Source organism: Variovorax sp. YR750 (assembly GCF_900109805.1).
In the GTDB taxonomy this organism is placed as follows: Bacteria; Pseudomonadota; Gammaproteobacteria; order Burkholderiales; family Burkholderiaceae_C; genus Variovorax; species Variovorax gossypii.
In genome coordinates, this window is the sequence record NZ_FOBJ01000008.1 from 14,975 (window position 1) to 30,907 (window position 15,933).

19 protein-coding genes are annotated in these 15,933 nt (G+C 68.9%); 10 read left to right on the plus strand and 9 right to left on the minus strand.

The annotated features are described in order from the left end of the window. Positions 1 to 22 precede the first annotated feature (22 nt). The 5 genes from BMY35_RS17250 to BMY35_RS17270 are packed head-to-tail and all read right to left on the minus strand — an operon-like array spanning position 23 to position 4,155. Entirely contained in the window at positions 23 to 793 is a 771-nt protein-coding gene (locus tag BMY35_RS17250) for a class II aldolase/adducin family protein (RefSeq protein WP_093202194.1), read from the minus strand. After that, entirely contained in the window at positions 793 to 1,551 is a 759-nt protein-coding gene (locus BMY35_RS17255) for an ABC transporter permease (RefSeq protein ID WP_093201429.1), read from the minus strand. Before BMY35_RS17255 ends, BMY35_RS17250 begins: the two co-directional genes overlap by 1 nt. Beyond that, positions 1,530 to 2,288 (minus strand): ABC transporter permease, encoded by a 759-nt coding sequence (locus BMY35_RS17260; protein WP_093201431.1) that lies wholly within the window; start codon positions 2,286 to 2,288, stop codon positions 1,530 to 1,532. Before BMY35_RS17260 ends, BMY35_RS17255 begins: the two co-directional genes overlap by 22 nt. After that, positions 2,285 to 3,136 (minus strand): ABC transporter ATP-binding protein, encoded by an 852-nt coding sequence (locus BMY35_RS17265; RefSeq protein WP_093201434.1) that lies wholly within the window; start codon positions 3,134 to 3,136, stop codon positions 2,285 to 2,287. Before BMY35_RS17265 ends, BMY35_RS17260 begins: the two co-directional genes overlap by 4 nt. An 11-nt stretch (positions 3,137 to 3,147) precedes the next feature. Beyond that, positions 3,148 to 4,155 (minus strand): ABC transporter substrate-binding protein, encoded by a 1,008-nt coding sequence (locus BMY35_RS17270; RefSeq protein ID WP_093201437.1) that lies wholly within the window; start codon positions 4,153 to 4,155, stop codon positions 3,148 to 3,150. Between the two features lie 137 nt (positions 4,156 to 4,292). Here BMY35_RS17270 and BMY35_RS17275 point away from each other — a divergent pair, with 137 nt between their 5' ends. From BMY35_RS17275 to BMY35_RS38795, 4 genes are all read left to right on the plus strand, one after another. Next, positions 4,293 to 5,735, plus strand: a complete 1,443-nt coding sequence (locus BMY35_RS17275) for an amidase family protein (protein WP_177213656.1) — start codon at positions 4,293 to 4,295, stop codon at positions 5,733 to 5,735. Positions 5,736 to 5,814: 79 nt separating this feature from the next. Beyond that, on the plus strand, positions 5,815 to 6,120 hold the full coding sequence (locus BMY35_RS17280) for a hypothetical protein (RefSeq protein WP_093201442.1): 306 nt from the start codon (positions 5,815 to 5,817) through the stop codon (positions 6,118 to 6,120). 134 nt (positions 6,121 to 6,254) lie between these two features. Then, entirely contained in the window at positions 6,255 to 6,827 is a 573-nt protein-coding gene (locus tag BMY35_RS17285; protein WP_093201445.1) for a DUF4865 family protein, read from the plus strand. Continuing rightward, complete coding sequence (locus BMY35_RS38795) at positions 6,824 to 6,952, plus strand: hypothetical protein (protein WP_256228697.1); 129 nt, start codon at positions 6,824 to 6,826, stop codon at positions 6,950 to 6,952. The genes BMY35_RS17285 and BMY35_RS38795 overlap by 4 nt, the downstream gene beginning before the upstream one ends. A 10-nt stretch (positions 6,953 to 6,962) precedes the next feature. Here the strand turns inward: BMY35_RS38795 and BMY35_RS17290 are convergent, their stop codons facing one another. Beyond that, positions 6,963 to 7,814: a LysR family transcriptional regulator gene (locus tag BMY35_RS17290; RefSeq protein ID WP_093201447.1), complete on the minus strand. Its 852-nt coding sequence runs from the start codon at positions 7,812 to 7,814 to the stop codon at positions 6,963 to 6,965. Positions 7,815 to 7,961: 147 nt separating this feature from the next. Between BMY35_RS17290 and BMY35_RS17295 the strand changes: the two genes are divergently transcribed. The 3 genes from BMY35_RS17295 (at position 7,962) to BMY35_RS17305 (ending at position 10,750) form a co-directional block, all read left to right on the plus strand. Continuing rightward, positions 7,962 to 9,116 carry a DSD1 family PLP-dependent enzyme gene (locus tag BMY35_RS17295; protein WP_093201450.1) on the plus strand — a complete coding sequence of 385 codons (1,155 nt, stop codon included), beginning with the start codon at positions 7,962 to 7,964 and terminating at the stop codon, positions 9,114 to 9,116. A gap of 128 nt (positions 9,117 to 9,244) precedes the next feature. Further along, complete coding sequence (locus BMY35_RS17300; protein WP_093201452.1) at positions 9,245 to 10,498, plus strand: acyl-CoA dehydrogenase family protein; 1,254 nt, start codon at positions 9,245 to 9,247, stop codon at positions 10,496 to 10,498. A 36-nt stretch (positions 10,499 to 10,534) separates the two neighbouring features. Next, positions 10,535 to 10,750 carry a hypothetical protein gene (locus tag BMY35_RS17305; protein ID WP_093201454.1) on the plus strand — a complete coding sequence of 72 codons (216 nt, stop codon included), beginning with the start codon at positions 10,535 to 10,537 and terminating at the stop codon, positions 10,748 to 10,750. Between the two features lie 48 nt (positions 10,751 to 10,798). Here the strand turns inward: BMY35_RS17305 and BMY35_RS17310 are convergent, their stop codons facing one another. Then, positions 10,799 to 11,113 (minus strand): hypothetical protein, encoded by a 315-nt coding sequence (locus BMY35_RS17310; protein WP_093201457.1) that lies wholly within the window; start codon positions 11,111 to 11,113, stop codon positions 10,799 to 10,801. A gap of 387 nt (positions 11,114 to 11,500) precedes the next feature. After that, positions 11,501 to 12,331, minus strand: coding sequence for a crotonase/enoyl-CoA hydratase family protein (locus BMY35_RS17315; protein WP_093201459.1), 831 nt, complete (start codon positions 12,329 to 12,331; stop codon positions 11,501 to 11,503). A gap of 89 nt (positions 12,332 to 12,420) precedes the next feature. Between BMY35_RS17315 and BMY35_RS17320 the strand changes: the two genes are divergently transcribed. Together BMY35_RS17320 and BMY35_RS17325 are read left to right on the plus strand one after the other, a co-directional pair. Further along, the gene (locus BMY35_RS17320) at positions 12,421 to 14,295 is read left to right on the plus strand and encodes a PhoX family protein (RefSeq protein WP_093201462.1); all 1,875 of its coding nucleotides are present in this window, start codon (positions 12,421 to 12,423) and stop codon (positions 14,293 to 14,295) included. A gap of 30 nt (positions 14,296 to 14,325) precedes the next feature. Next, the gene (locus BMY35_RS17325) at positions 14,326 to 14,724 is read left to right on the plus strand and encodes a DUF488 domain-containing protein (protein ID WP_093201464.1); all 399 of its coding nucleotides are present in this window, start codon (positions 14,326 to 14,328) and stop codon (positions 14,722 to 14,724) included. A gap of 9 nt (positions 14,725 to 14,733) precedes the next feature. Here the strand turns inward: BMY35_RS17325 and BMY35_RS17330 are convergent, their stop codons facing one another. Continuing rightward, entirely contained in the window at positions 14,734 to 15,342 is a 609-nt protein-coding gene (locus BMY35_RS17330; protein WP_093201467.1) for a glutathione S-transferase, read from the minus strand. Positions 15,343 to 15,469: 127 nt separating this feature from the next. On the opposite strand from BMY35_RS17330, the gene BMY35_RS17335 reads away from it, so the two are divergent. Next, positions 15,470 to 15,928, plus strand: coding sequence for an Lrp/AsnC family transcriptional regulator (locus tag BMY35_RS17335; protein WP_093201469.1), 459 nt, complete (start codon positions 15,470 to 15,472; stop codon positions 15,926 to 15,928). Positions 15,929 to 15,933: the final 5 nt, after the last annotated feature.

Genomic DNA, 15,933 nt, shown 5'->3' on the forward strand with positions numbered 1-15,933 from the left:
ACAGGAAGGAAGTTGCCGGCGCTCAGAGCCGGTAGTCGGGCTGGGTGCGCTCCAGCATGCGCAGGAACGCAGGCCATTCGCGCGTGCCGGGCGGCAGGATGTCGCCCGCGAATTCGGTGAACTGGCGCGCGGCCAGTTCGCTCACCTCGGGCTGCGGGTACACCAGCGATTCGCCGGGCGCCACCCCGCCCTGCGCGAGCAGCTGCACCTTGGCCGCCTTCTCGAAGTAGTACATGAGGATGAAGGCCTCGGGAATGGTGCGGCCCACGGTCAGGATGCCGTGGTTGCGCAGCACCAGCGTGTGGTGCGGGCCCAGGTCGCGCACCAGCCGCTCGCGCTCGCCGGTCTCCAGTGCCACGCCCTCGTAGTCGTGGAAGGCGGTATGGCCCTGGTAGCGCATCGCGAACTGGCTCAGCGGCGAAAGGCCGTTGGGCATAGCGGCGATCGCCGTGCCGGCCTCCGAGTGCGTGTGCAGCACGCACAGCGCGTCGGGGCGCCCCGCGTGGATCGCGCTGTGGATGACGAAGCCGGCCCGGTTGACCTCGGCGTCGGTGTCGTCCACCTTGTTGCCGTCCAGGTCGATCTTCACCAGCGAGGACGCCGTCACTTCCGAGAACAGCAGCCCGTAGGGGTTGATGAGAAAGTGATGCTCCGGCCCCGGCACGCGCGCCGAGATGTGGTTGTAGATCAGGTCGTCCATGCCGAAGTGCGCCACCAGCCGGTAGCAGGCGGCGAGCTGCACACGCAGCTCGGCTTCGGTCTCGGGGTATGCCGCGGGATTCGTCTTCGCCATCATCGCCACCACACGAGCTTTTGATCGATCCACACGAGCAGGCCGTAGAAGACCATGCTCGCCAGCGATGCCACGAGCACCGCCGACCACACGCTCAGCAGGTCGACCTGCTGCGTCGATTCATAGATCATTCGCCCCAGCCCCGCGTAGGCGCCCAGCATCTCGCCGACGATCGCGACGATCATGCTGCGCGGCACGCCGATGCGCAGTGCCGTGACCACCGAGGGCATGGCCACCGGCAGGCGCAGACGCCAGACGATCTTCAAGGGCCCTGCCCCGAAGCTGCGCATCAGGTTCACTGCCGCGAGGTCGGCCTGCTTCAGGCCGTGCAGCGCATTCACCAGCATCGTGAAGCCGACCGCCAGCGCCACCAGCGCGATCTTCGAGGCGGCACCGAGGCCGAACCAGATCAGGAAGAGCGGCGCATAGGCGACCGTGGGCACCGCGTTCACAGCCACCGCCAGCGGCATCACGATGCGTTCGAGCGGCGGCACCAGCAGCAGCACCACTGCCAGCAGCAGCCCGAGCAGGCCGCCCAGTGCGTAGCCGCCGAGCGCCTCGCCCAGCGTGGCCAGCAGCGCACCCGTCAGGCGGCCGGTGTCCGTGAACGCATGCTGCACGATGGTGCCCAGACTGGGCAGCACGAAGGGCGGGATGCCGAAGAGCCATATCGCGCCCTCCCACACCGCGAGCAGCACGGCGATGCCCAGCACCACCGGAGCGACAGGCGATGCCATCAGCTTTCGCTGCGCCACCATACGAGCCTCCTTTCCACGAAGGCGAGCAGCCCGTAGAGCAGCGCACCCATCAGCCCGCAGGCGAACATCACCACCCACAGGCGCACCACGAGGTCGGCGTTCATCGCCTCCATCAGCATCACGCCCAGGCCCACTGTCTCGCCGAACCACTCACCCACCACCGAACCGATCAGGCTCAGGCCGATGGCCACGCGCAGCCCGACCATGACCTGCGGCAGCGCCGACGGCACGGCCAGCTTGAAGAACAGCACGAGGCGGTTGGCCCCGAAGCTCTTCATCAGCGCGATGCGCTGCGGGTCGCACGACTTCAGCCCGCGCAGCGTGTTCACGGTGACGGGGAAGAAGGTCAGGAAGAACGCCGTCATCACCTTGGCCAGCAGCGAGTTGCCGAACCAGATGACGATAAGTGCGCCGAAGGCCACCACCGGCACCGTCTGCGACACCACGAACAGCGGGAACACCGAGCGCTCCATCCAGCGCGAATAGGTGAACACCGTGCCGCAGGCGCAGCCGAACAGCGCACCCATCGCGAAGCCGAGCACGGTCTCCAGCAGCGTGCGGCCGAAGCCGCGGGCGAGCTGCGGCCACACCGACCAGGCGTCCTGCGCGATGGCGCTCAGTGCAGGCAGGTAGCGCGGCGACGGCGCGAAGGCGTGCACGCAGACCTCCCACACCAGTGCCAGGCCCACGAAGGCCAGCGCGGGCGAGCGCACTGCGCACTGCAGGAAATCGTTCACGAGGCGGTGCCCTCCTGCGCGAAGGTCTTGCGGCTTTCTTCCTCGATCTCGGCCAGCAGGCGCTGCTTGATGCGGATGAACTCCGGCGTCAGCACGACCGACGGATCGCGCGGGCGCGGCAGGTCGATCACCGTCTCGCTCTTCACCGTGCCGGGGCGCGCGCTCATCACCAGCACGCGGTCGCCCAGCACGATGGCTTCGTCGATGTCGTGCGTGATGAAGAGCACGGTGCGCCAGTGGCGCGCCCAGATGTCGAGCAGCCAGTGCTGCATGCGGCTGCGCGTGAGCGCGTCGAGCGCGCCGAAGGGCTCGTCGAGCAGCATCAGGTCGCGCTCGAACAGGAAGGTGCGCATCAGCGCGACGCGCTGGCGCATGCCACCCGACAGCTGGTGCGGGTAGTGGTTGGCGAAGCCCGCCAGACCGAACTCGGGCAGCATGGCGCGGGCCCGTTCGCGCGCTTCCTTGCGCGGCAGGCCCTCCACCTCGAGCGCGAGGATGGCGTTGTCCAGCACGGTGCGCCACGGAAACAGCAGGTCGCGCTGCGGCATGAACGACACCTTGCCGAGCAGCTGGCCGTCGCGCTGCGGCACGCCGCCGAAGAGCAGCGAGCCGTCGTCGTCGGGCGGCAGCAGGCCCGCGATCATGTTGAAGAGCGTCGACTTGCCGCAGCCCGAAGGGCCCACGAGAGTGACGAACTCGCCTTTCGCGATCCGCAGGTTGACGCCCGACACCGCGACGGTCCGCGCCTGCGCTTCGCCGAAGCGCTTCCACACGTTGACCAGTTCGAGCATGGGCGGCGCCGTGTCGCTCGCGGCGGGCGGCATCACTTCATGGGGCATGAACTTCATGGCGGCGCGGCTCAGAACTTCTTGTCGGCGGCGGGCACCTGCGTCCAGAAGCTCGGGTCGTAGGCCTTCGACAGGTCGGCCGGCGCCTTCAGCGCCTTGTAGCCCACGAGCTGCGCCTGCATCTTCTCGACGGTGGGCAGGTCGATGGCGAGGATGCCGTCGGTGGTGCCCTTGCCGGCCTTCACGAGCTTCTCGAACTCGTCGAGCATGGCTGCCTGGTGCGCGCGATTCAGGCTCGGGGCGGCGGCCATGACGATGTCGATGGCTTCCTTCTTGTTCTGCAGCGCGTACTTCCAGCCCTTGATGGTGGCCGTGAGGAAGGCCTGCACCTGCTGCGGCTTCTCGTTGCGGTACTTCTCGGACACGAGCACCGTGTCCTGCTGCACGACCACGCCGTAGTCGTCGGGCTTGATGAGCGTGAGCTTGTCGCCCAGGCCCTGCTCCTTCAGCGTGTTGAGCTCGTTGTAGTAGGTGGCGGCGGCCACGTCGAACTGCTTCTCGACGAAAGGCGCCATCGAGCCCGACTGGGGAACGATGGTCAGGTCGCTCTGCTTCACGCCGGCCGAAGCGAGCATCGAGTACAGCGTGTACTGCGTGCCGGTGAACCATGTCGCGACCTTCTTGCCGGCGAAGTCCTTCACCTTGGTGATGCCGGAATCCTTGTAGGTCACGTAGGTGAAGGGCGTGTTCTGCACGGTCACGCCGATGCACACCAGCGGCAGGCCCTTCTCACGAGCCAGGAGCACGGTCTCGGTGCCGCCTGCGAGGCCGAAGGTGTCGTTGCCCGAGGCGACCAGCGTCTCGACGTTCAGGTTGGGACCACCCGGGTTGATCGTCAGGTCGAGCCCGGCCTGGTCATAGAAGCCCTTGGCCTTGGCCACGTAGAAACCGGCGAACTGCGCCTGCGCCAGCCATTTGAGGCGCAGCGAGACCTTCTCGGCGGCGGATGCGGGCATGCCCGCCAGAAGAGCCATCGACGTCGCGACGGCGGCCAGGATACGCAAGGACTTGAAAGACATTGGATGGCCTCGTGAATACAAAAAACTCTTAAAGCAGTATTCATGCCATGCAATTTCAGGCTGTTTTTCGGCTCGGCTGGCTCGAATTGGCCCAAAACATGCACCGGAGTGCAGCTTCTGCCCCACTTCGAGCCCCCATGAACCGAATGAATGCGTTGACAGATCTTTCCGCCCGCGAGGCCGCCGGGCTGATGGCGCGCGGCGAACTTCGAGCCACCGACTACGCACAGGCGTTGCTGGAGCGCGCCGATGCCATCGCCTCCTACGGTGCCCTGCTCCACCTGGACCCCGAAGCCCTCCGTACCGCGGCCGTCGAACTCGATGCCTCACCGCTCCCCACGCCTGGAACACATCCTCTATATGGCGTGCCGCTGGCCTTCAAGGACAACATCGACGTCGCCGGCATGCCGACCACGGCCGGCAGCCCGTGGATGGCGGACCACCGCCCGCGCATCCACGCGGGCGTGACGCAGCGGCTGCTCGACGCGGGCGCGCTGGTGCTCGGCAAGACGAACCTGCACGAGTGGTCGCAGGGCGTTACCGGCCACAACCACGGCTTCGGGCCGTCGCGCAATCCCTTCGACGCCGAGCGCGTCACGGGTGGTTCCAGCGGCGGCAACGCGGCGCTGCTGGGGTTGCGCGCCGCGCCGGCGGCCATCGGCACCGACACGGGCGGCTCGGTGCGCGTGCCGGCCGCGCTGTGCGGACTGGTTGGCTTCCGGCCGACGACGCACCGCTGGCCCGACGACGGACTGGTGCCGATCTCGCCCACCTTCGACACCGCCGGCGTCATGGCGCGCTGCGTCGACGATTGCGTGCTGGTCGACCACGCGGTGGCAGGCGGCCCGCTGCGAGTGAACCCGACGCCGCTCGCTGGCGTGCGCCTCGGCGTGCCGGAGGCCTACTTCTGGCAAGAGCTCGATCCGCCCGTCGCGCAACTGGCCCGCGAACGCCTCGAGTTGCTGCGCAAGGCCGGAGCCGTGCTGGTGCACTGCGATCTGGCCGAAGCCGGCGCGCTGTTCAGGGAAGCGTCGATGACGATCTCTCTGCACGAGATCCTGCCCGCGCTGGCCGCCTACTTCGCGCGGCACGGCCGGCCTTTCGATGCGCGCGCGCTCACCGACGCGGTGGTCAGCCCCGACGTGCGGCCGCTCTTCGAGCGCCTCTTCGGTTCCACAGCCATCGCGCCAGAGGCCTACGCCCACGCGCTGCTCACCCTGCGCCCGCGGATGCAGGCGGCGTACCGCGAGTGCTTCGCCCGGCACGAGCTCGCCGCCCTCGTCTTCCCGACCAGTCCTTTGACCGCCGCACGCATCGGCGAGGACGTGGAAGTGTCGCTGTGCGGCCACCGCACCACCGCGTTCTCTGCCTACATCCGCAACTCGGGCCCGGCCGGCATGGCGGGCCTGCCCGCGGTGAGCCTGCCGATGGGCCTCGCCTTCGACGGCCTGCCGGCGGGACTGGAAATCACCGGCGCGGAAGGCTCCGATCCGGCACTGCTGGCACTGGCCCTCGGCATCGAAGCCGTGCTGCCGAACGCGCCGATCGCCCCCGTCGTGGAAAAGTTGGCAAGCCGCTGAAACCCGCGTCGCAAAAACACTACGCCCCTTCGCGCGACAGGCCTTCACGTCCCGGCACGGGATCGGCGATGCTCAGGACATGCCGATTGCAAACTCACGTCCGCCCTCGCGCTCGGGATGGCGCGCCGCCGCCCTGGCCTACACGGTCGCGGGCGTCGTCTGCATCCTGACTTGCGCGGTCGCGCCCGACAACGACGTGAGCCTGCTCGTCGCCATCGCGGGTGGGCTGCCGTGGTCGCTGAGCCTGCTGACGCTCGGCCTGTCGCCCGGCGTGGCCAGCATGGCGCTGCTGATGCTGGCGGCGAGCTGGTCGGTCAACGCCGCGCTGCTCTGGTGGCTGGCGCTGCGCCGGCCGGGACGGCGCGAGCCTTCGCACCCTGCGTAAGCACCCGCCCTAGTCGAGCCATTGCGCCGACGCATCACAGCTATATCGCCCGCCCTCTTCTCCCTGGGTGGCTGCGCGCGCAAGCTCCTGGTGACCCATTCATTCATCCACCAGGATTCACAAGGAGCAATCCGATGTTCGCGATGCAGTACTCGCACAGGCTTCCGGCCGACTACGACATGCAGATCATCCGCCAGCGCGCCGCCCGGCGCGGCCCGCTCTGGGACGACACGCAGGGGCTGGCGTTCAAGGCCTTCGTGTCGCAGGAGCGCGGGCGGCACGGGGCCGCCGGGCACGTCTACGCATCGGTGTACCTGTGGCTCGACGCCGCGGCGGCGGCGAGCTTTCTCATGGGAGAGCGCTTCCAGGCCGTGATCGATTCGTTCGGCCGGCCGCGCGTGGAGACATGGCTGCCGCTGGATGCGCGCGCAGGCACCGACCGTGCGCAGAAGGCTTCGTGGCTGCTGCGCGAGGAACGCTCGCTGGAGGCGGGAGCCGACCGCGCGGCGCTTCATGCGGCGCAAATCGAGTCAAACCGGCAGCGTGCCGCCGAGGCCGGCACGGTCGCCGTCTGGACGGCGCTCGACCTCGATGCATGGCGGCTGGTTCGCTTCACGCTGTCCTCGCACGAGCCCGAGACGACGAATGGAGGCACGCTCTACGAGGTACTGCATCTGGCGAGGCCCGGTATCGGGGCGCTCGCATGAAGCCGCCCCGCCCTTCGGAGATGTGGCTCGCGCACCTGGCCGGCGTGTGTGCCACCGGCACCCTGCTTTGCGGTGCGGCAGCGCTTGCGGCCGCGGTGGCGCACCGCCTTGTCTCGCTGCTGTAGATGCCTGCTGCTATGCCGCCGTCGACCTGATCGCCGCGGCCAGCGTGCGCAGCGCACTGCGGGCCTGCGCATCGGTCACGCTGGCGTGCATCACCACGTCCCGCGACGGCAGCGGGGGCAGGCCCAATACGGGCCCCACGTCGACAGTACCGACCGGCGCCACGCGACGCCCCAGCGCGGCCACCGCGAGCCCCGCCGACACGGCCGCGCCCACGGTCAGAACGCCGCCGCCCACGAACACTTCGGTCCACGGTACGCGACCTTCGGTCAGCGCGGCCACGGCCATGCTGCGCACGCTGCAGGGTTCGGCCTGCGTGGCCAGGCGCAGCGGCTCGCCCGAGCGGTGCACGAAGTCGGGCGCGGCCATCCAGCCGAACTGCTCCTGGAGCAGCACCTCGCCATCGAGCCGGCGGCTGTCGTGCCGCAGGATGACGACTGCATCGATCGCGCCGCGATCGAAGGCGTCGAGCAGCTCTCGCGAGGTGGAGACGCGCACTTCCATCACCACGCGCGGTTCGGCGTCCTTCACCTGCCGCAGCAGCAACGGCAGCTCGGCGCCCACGACGTGATGGCTGATGCCGACCACCAGCCGGCGCTGCTGAGCGCCGAAGGATTCGAGTGCGCCGTTGTGCGCCGCCAGCAGCTGGCGCGCGGACGGCAGGAAGGCCATTCCCTCGGCGGACAGGCGCACCAGCCGCGGCGTGCGCTCGAGCAGCCGGCGGGCCAGCACTTCTTCGAGGCGCTTCACCTTGAGGCTGACGGCCGACTGCGAACTATCCATGGCTTCGGCCGCGCGCGTGAAGCTCTTGAGGTCGGCAACGTGTACGAAAGCCTGCACGGCCTCGATGTCGAGCGCTTTCATCGGGGGCCGGCCATTTGGGAAACTACGATGGATCGGTCGAACATTTCGATGCGATCATTTCACAGCACAAGCATCCGTGCATGGCCTGCGGCGCAGGCGACTCTTCAAGACAAGCACCCCACCACCTCCCAGCAAAGGCTCTCTTCGATGTTCCAGGACCAGCAAGTCAACGCGCCGCTGATCGGCGTTCCCGGTGGCCGCCATCTGCTCGACACCCCCGCGCTGCTGATCGACCTGCCTGCGATGACGCGCAACATCGAACGCATGGCCGCCTTCGCCAAGGCGCGCGGCGTGAGCCTGCGTCCGCACGTGAAGACGCACAAGTCGGTCGAGATCGCGCGGCGCCAGGTGGCGGCGGGCGCCATCGGCGTGAGCTGCGTCACGATGGGCGAGGCCGAGGTGATGGTCCAGGGCGGCATTCCGGGCGTGCTCATCACCTCGCCCGCCGTCACGCCGAGCAAGATCTCTCGGCTCATCCGCCTCGCGCAGCGGGCCCGCCCGGGCGACGTGATGGTGGTGGTCGACAACCCGCAGAACCTCGCAGACCTGGCGCGCGCCGCGGGCGAGCTCACGCATCCGCTCGATGTGCTGGTGGACTATGGCGCGGGCTACAACCGCACCGGCTGCGCCACGCAGGCCAAGGTGCTCGAACTGGCCGCGCTGGTGGCCGCCGAGCCGCGCCTGCGGCTGCGCGGGCTGCAGTCGTACGCGGGCAACCTGCAGCACATCGTGGCGCGCGAGGAGCGCAGCGCCGCGGCAGCCGCTCTGCGCGAGACCGTGGCGGGCATCGTGGCGGCGGCGCGGCGCCAGGGACTGAACTTCGACATCGTGACGGGCGCGGGCACCGGCACGCACGACCTCGATTCGCAGGAGAACGCCTTCACCGAGCTGCAGGCGGGCTCGTATGTGTTCATGGACGCCGAGTACTCGCGCGTGCTCGCCAACGGCGACCAGCCCTCGCCCTTCGAGACATCGCTGTTCGTGCAGACGGCGGTGGTCAGCACGAACGCGGCCGACTGGGTGACGGTGGACGGCGGCACCAAGTGCTTCTCTACCGACAGCGGCGTGCCGGTGGTTGCGAAGGGCGCCGACGCGGCGAGCCGCTATGCCTTCTTCGGCGACGAGCACGGCAAGCTGATGCCGTCGCCGGCCTCGCAGGCGCCGAAGCCGGCGCTGGGCGCGCGGGTGGAGTTCGTCACCCCGCACTGCGATCCGACGGTCAACCTGCACGACGCCTATCACGTGGTCGAGGGCGGCACGCTGGTCGCCATCTGGCCGGTGGACGCGCGCGGCAGGCGATAGCGCCAGCCACCGGAAGCCGGCGGCATAAGGAAACTCGAAAAGCGTATTTCACAACCGCCGCGCCGAGGGGGACAGTCGGGCGCTGTCTCTCTCTTCTCCAGGGCATGCCTCCGGGCGGCCCCGCCTCCATGGAATCCATCCAAGCAACGACGCGCCCCGCCGTACAAGCCCCGGGCGCACAGGCGCCCTCCTCGCAGCAGCTCGCCGCACGTTTCCGCCCCGTCTTCCAGCGCATTGCCGAGCATGCGGCGCAACGCGAGAACGATCGCGAGCTCGCCTACGAGCCCGTGGCCTGGCTCAACGCCGAGCGCTTCGGCGCGCTGCGCGTGCCGCTCGAACACGGCGGCCTGGGCGGCTCGGTGGAGCAGCTCTACGACCTGCTCATCGAACTCGGCGAGGCCGACTCCAACCTCCCACAGATCCTGCGCGCGCACTTCGGCTTCATCGAACGGCTGCTGGCGGAAATCGACCCCGCCCTGCACGGCCCGTGGATGCGTCTCGCAGCCGAGGGCGTGATCTTCGGCAACGCCACCACCGAGCTCGGCGACGGTTCGCTCAAGACGCTGCAGACCACGCTGAAGCGCGACGGCGATGCGTGGCGGCTCGACGGCGACAAGTTCTACAGCACTGGCACGCTCTACGCCGACTGGATCTCGGTCTCGGCCCAGCGCCTGAACGACGACGGCAGCAGCGACCGCGTGATCGCGCTCGTGCCCGCCGAGGCGCAGGGCGTGGAGCGCGTGGACGACTGGCGCGGCTTCGGCCAACGGCTGAGCGCATCGGGCACCACGCGCTTTCGCAACGTGCGCGTGAAGCCAGAGAACGTGCTGCTGTACGTGCGCGACCAGCCCACGCCGCTGACGGCGCATTTCCAGCTCACGCACCTCGCAACGCTCGCGGGCATCGCGCGCGCCATCGTGCGCGACGCGGTGGCCTTCGTGCAGCCGCGCAAGCGCATCTACAGCCATGGCAGCGGCGACACGCCGCGCGAAGACCCGCTGGTGCAGCAGGTCGTCGGCCAGCTCGCGAGCACGGCCTTCATCGCGACCTCGACCGTGCAGGCCGTGGCGCGCGGCCTGGGCGAGGTCGACCGCTTCCGCCAGCGCGGCGAGGCCGTGCCCGAGAGCCTGCTGTTCGAGGTGGAGCTGAACACCGCCAAGGCGCAGGCCGGGATCGTCGACGCGGTGCTGCAGGCCGGCACGCGGCTCTTCGACATCGGCGGCGCCTCGGCGCTGCAGGAAGACCGCCGGCTCGACCGGCACTGGCGCAATGCACGCACGCTCGCCTCGCACAACCCCACCATCTACAAGGGACGCGTGGTCGGCGAATACCTGCTCAACGGAACGAGGCCGACTTTCTACTGGGCGGTGGGAAGCGCTTAAAGTCTCGGGTCCTCCAACGGACCCGATTCTTTTCTCATGCGCCGACTGCTGCCCGCCCTTCTCCCGTTCGTCATCGCAGGCTGCGCGACGCCACAGACCGGCGTGCTGCGCCTCAACGACGGGATATTCAGGGCATCGAGCCAGCAGGAAGCGCAAGCCTACTGCCGCAAGGACGGAAACCCGATCAGGTTCCTGCAGCAGGCCGACGCACCGACCACGCCGGGCAGCGGCGTGCTCTTCAGGTGCGATTGAAGGGCTGAGGCGGCAGCGGTTAGCGCAGCGGCGGTCGACGCGGCGCCATCAGACGCGCGGAAGCGCCGCCAGGAAGGTGGACACGACGATCGCCGCGGCCCGGTCGAGCTGCAGGATGTCCGCCACGTCGAAGGCGTGCGGCGCGGTGCGTCCACTCGAACCGAGTGGCTTGCGGATCTCGACAAGGACTTCGGCCGCCAGCTCACGGTCGCTGCGCGGCCGGCCGTCGGGGTGCATCACCCATTCATCGACTTGATCGAATGGAATGCTGCGGAAGACTCCCACTATGGGGATGTACTTGTAGCGATCCTCGCCCACCAGGATGGGCACGCTGAGGTTACAGAAAAACGTGGTCGTCGACATGCAGGATCGCCGTCGCTAAGCAAAGCTATCAATTGTTAATGAGTGCGCTGTCTGGAGCCATCCTCCGTAGGAGCTGTCAGAGGAAGAGACGTGACCTTCTGCACACAAATTGCCTCCATCCTCATCGATTCTCGCGTCAAAACAACCACTTTATTCTTACATAAAGATACACCAAAGGGAATTTCTGATGTTTTCGGCTGTTCGGGCCCGGATTGAAGGGCCAGCCGAACGACAGGCACAGGCGTAAACACGCCTGCGGAAAGACGGGGATGCGAGGGTGCGCGAAGAACGGCGCCGGCAGACAGGGGAATTACCCGGCCGCCCGTTCACCAGGCAGCGCGAAACGGCCTGCCCCTGAGGCCGGCCGCCTGATGGAAACCGGAGAGATCAGGCCGGCGCGCTGAAGCGCGGCGCGCGCCGTTCGATGTTGGCCTTCACGGCCTCGGCCTGGTTGGGGCTGCCGATCAGCGCCTTCTGCTCGACCGACTCGGCCATCAGCAACTCGGCCGCTCCCAGCGATAGCGATGCGTTCAGCAGCCGCTTGCCGGCACGTATCGCGTCGGGGCTCTTGAGCGCGATCTCGTGCGCCATCTGCAGTGCCTCGGCCAGCGGGTCGGCCGCGACGCGGGTGGCGAAGCCGATGCTCAGCGCCTCCTCGCCGGAGAAGATTCGCCCCGTGAAGGTGAGCTCGCGCACCACGTCGCTGCGCGCGAGTTCGCGCATCAGCACCATGCCGGCCATGTCGGGCACCAGGCCCCACTTGATCTCCATCACCGACAGCTTCGTGTCGGGCGCGACGAGGCGGATGTCCGCGCCCAGCGCCACCTGCAGGCCGCCGCCGAACGCCACGCCGTGCACCGCGGCGATGACGGGCACCGGCACCTCGCGCCAGACCATCGCGACCTGCTGCGCGGCGTTGGAGATGCCGTGCGTGCGCACGACAAGATCCGCTCCCGCGGCGCCCCCACCCAGCACGTCGGAACCAGCGCCCTGCTCCTGCATGCGCTCGAACGAAGCCATGTCGAGCCCCGCGCAGAAGGCCTTGCCGCGGCCCGAGATCACCACCGCGCGCACCGCCTTGTCGCCGCGCAGCGCCTCGCCGGCCTCGATCAGCGCATCGAACATCGCCGGGTCGAGCGCGTTCATCTTGTCGGCGCGGGCGAGCTGCAGTTCCACGACGCCGTCGGCGTGGCGGGTCCATTCGATGCGGTCGGTCATTCGATGTCTCCTGGGCGGTTGCCGCGCCAGTATCGCCGGGCACGGCCTCAGGCGATGATGGCGGCTGTCGCCTACACAACACCAAAGCCATGCCCCTGGACCGCCGCCACTTTCTTCTTCAATCGGGTTCCGCCGCCGCCGTGGTGGCGCTGTTCGGACAGGGCTGCGCCTCGACGCCGGCACAGCCGTCCACGCGCCCCGGCGAGACGCTGGGCTTCACCGGCGTGCCGGCCTCCCTGCGCGACGGCATCGTGGTGCCGCCCGAATACGAGTGGCAGCTGCTCTACCCCTGGGGCTCCCCCACCGGCGTCGCCGGCCGGATGCCGCTCTTCGCACCCGATGCCGGCAACAGCGCCGACGACCAGGCCGTGCAGGCCGGCATGCATCACGACGGCATGCACTTCTTCGCGCTCGACGCGAGCGGCGAACGCGGCCTGCTCGTGATGAACCATGAATACACCGACGAACAGCTGCTGCACACCGACGGCGTGAAGGAGTGGACCGCCGCGAAGGTGCGCAAGTCGCTGCACGCCATGGGCGTCTCGGTGATCGAGGTCCGGCGCAACGGCCAGGGCTGGCAGCAGGTGCTGCCCTCGCCCTTCGCGCGCCGCGTGCACGGCAACACGCCGATGCGCATCGCCGGACCTGCCGCCGGCACGCCGCTGATGCGCACCGCCGCCAATCCGGCCGGCGACGCGGTCTTCGGCACCTTCGCCAACTGCGCGATGGGCGTCACGCCGTGGGGCACCTACCTCACCTGCGAGGAGAACTTCCACGGCTACTTCGGCGGCCCGAAGGAAGCGGCCCGCAACGCCACGCCGGCCCAGCGCCGCTACGGCACGGTGGCCGGATCGCAGTGGGTCGAGTACTGGCGCTTCGACGAGCGCTTCGACCTCGGCCGACACCCGAACGAGCCGCACCGCTTCGGCTGGGTGGTCGAGATCGATCCCTTCGACGCCACGGCCACGCCCGTCAAGCGCACCGCGCTGGGCCGCAAGCGCCAAGAAAGCGCCACCTGCACCATCGCGAAGGACGGCCGCCTCGTGGTCTACATGGGCGACGACTCGCGCTTCGAATACATCTACAAGTTTGTCAGCCGCGACAAGGTGCGCCCCGGCACCGACGCCGCCGCGCGTGCCGCCAACCGGCACCTGCTCGACGACGGCACTCTCTACGCCGCACGCTACGACGCAGGCGGACGCGGTAAGTGGCTCGAGCTCACCCACGGCCGCGACGGCCTCGACGCGGCGCACGGCTTCGCGGACCAGGCCGAGGTGCTGATCCACGCGCGGCTGGCGGGCGACGTCGTCGGCGCCACGAAGATGGATCGCCCCGAGTGGATCGCCATCCACCCGCAAAGCGGCGAGGTCTACGTCACCCTCACCAACAACAGCCAGCGCGGCGACGCCGGCAAGCCCGGCCCCGACGCTGCCAACCCGCGCGCCGCCAACCTCTTCGGGGGCATCCTGCGCTGGCGCGAAGATGCGGGCGATGCTGCTTCCACCGGCTTCTCGTGGGACCACTTCGCGCTCGCGGGCGACCCGGCACAGCCCGGCAGCGGCGCGCGCTACCCCACGGCCGGTGCCGACATGTTCGGCGCCCCCGACGGCCTGCACTTCGACCGTGGCGGCCTGCTCTGGATCCAGACCGACCTGAGCGGCCAGGTCATCGGCAAGCCGCCCTACACCTCGCTGGGCAACAACCAGATGCTGTGCGCCGACCCGGCCTCGGGCCGCATCAAGCGCTTTCTCACCGGCCCCAACGGCTGCGAGATCACCGGCTGCGTGGTCACGCCCGACCGGCGCACGCTGTTCGTCAACATCCAGCATCCGGGCGAGGCGCGCGACGACGGCGACACGAAGCACAACAGTGCCTGGCCCGACGGCGCCGAGCCGGGCAGCGCGCGGCCGCGCTCGGCGACGCTGGCGATACGCCGGCGCGACGGCGGTATCGTCGGCACCTGAGACAACAGGCAGAGAAAAAGGGAAGACATCATGAGCATCCGCATCGTCCGCCTCGGCACTCCACGCGCACCCGACGAAGGCCTGCGCGTCGGCACCGTGCGCCGTCCGCCGCGCGGCGTTCCGAAGACCGAGTTCGCCTCGCAGGACTGGTATGACGTGTGGTACCCGAACCTCGCGCCCTCCGTCGAGACGATGAAGCAGGCGCAGGAAGCCCAGAAGGCGGAGTCGCCCGCGCAGTGGAACGCCTTCGTGCGCAAGTTCAAGGCCGAGATGGCCGAGCCCGACGCGAGCCGCAGCCTCGACCTGCTGGCCGCGCTGTCGCACGGCGCGTCGCTGTCGGTGGGCTGCTACTGCGAGGAGGAGTCGCGCTGCCACCGCTCTGTGCTGCGCAGCCTGCTGGCGGAGCGCGGCGCGAAGATCGTCGACTGACCGGCCTGCTCAGGCCATCGGCGCGCCGAGGAACACCGGCAGGCTCTCGGCCTGCGCCGAGTACGCGGCCAGCGCCGGAAAGTCTTTCGGCGAGACGGCATCGGGCGTCACCAGCTGCGTGAAGGCCCAGGCCACGGCCGTCGAAATGCCGGCCTGCGTCATCGTCTCCTCGCTCGCGGATGGCGGCGCCTCACTCAGCTCATGCTCGAGCGCCAGGCATGCGGCGGCAAGCTGGCCGCGCACGCGGTCCATCCACGGCTGGTGCTGCTTTTCCGCCGGACGCAGCTTGCGCTCGTAGACGATCTGCACCGTCTTCTCGCAGGCCGCCAGGGCAAGCCCCGTGAGGCGCAGCTCGCGCAGCCGCTGCGGCGGGCCGGAGGGCATCAGGCTGCGCCCGCTCAGGGCTTGCGCGTAGTCGATGATCAGCGTCGAATCCATCAGCACCGTGCCGTCGTCGCAGACCAGCGTGGGCGCCTTCACCACCGGATTGATGGCGCTGAACTGCTCGAAGGTGCTGAAGAGCGAGATCGAGCGATGCTCGAAGGAAAGGCCGAGCAGGCGCAGCGAAATGGCGGTGCGCCGCACGTAGGGCGAGTCGAGCATGCCGACGAGTTGCATGGGTTCTCCTTGAAGACGGCCCCCGACGATACGGACGGCACCGCGCGCCATGAATGGCAATCCATCGAAAATCGCGCTCGCAAACCGATCAACCATCGACGGCTGCGCACGTCGCCGCGTCCCTCCCATGAACATTGACAAGAAAGACCGCCTGATCCTCGAAGCACTGCAGGCCGACGCGCGCCAGAGCCTGGCCGCCATCGGCAAGCGCATCGGCCTGTCGCAGCCGGCCATGAGCGAGCGCGTGCGCAAGCTCGAGGAAGCGGGCGTGATCGAGGGCTACGGCGCGCGCGTCAACCTGCGCGCGCTGGGCGTGGGGCTGCAGGCCATCATCCGCATCGATACCACACATGCGGGCATCGCCAGGTACCTGAAGCTGTTCGAGTCGATGCCCGAGGTGCTGAGCGCCGACCGCGTGACCGGCGAAGACTGCTTCTTCGTGCGCTGCGCGATCGCCGAGCCGGCCGACCTGGAGCGCGTGGTGGACGCGCTGGCGGTCGACGGCTCGGTGACCACGTCGCTGGTGCTGTCGAGCCCGGTGAACAAGCTGGTCACCGTGCACGCGGCCAGGCCGCCGAAGAAATAGACGGG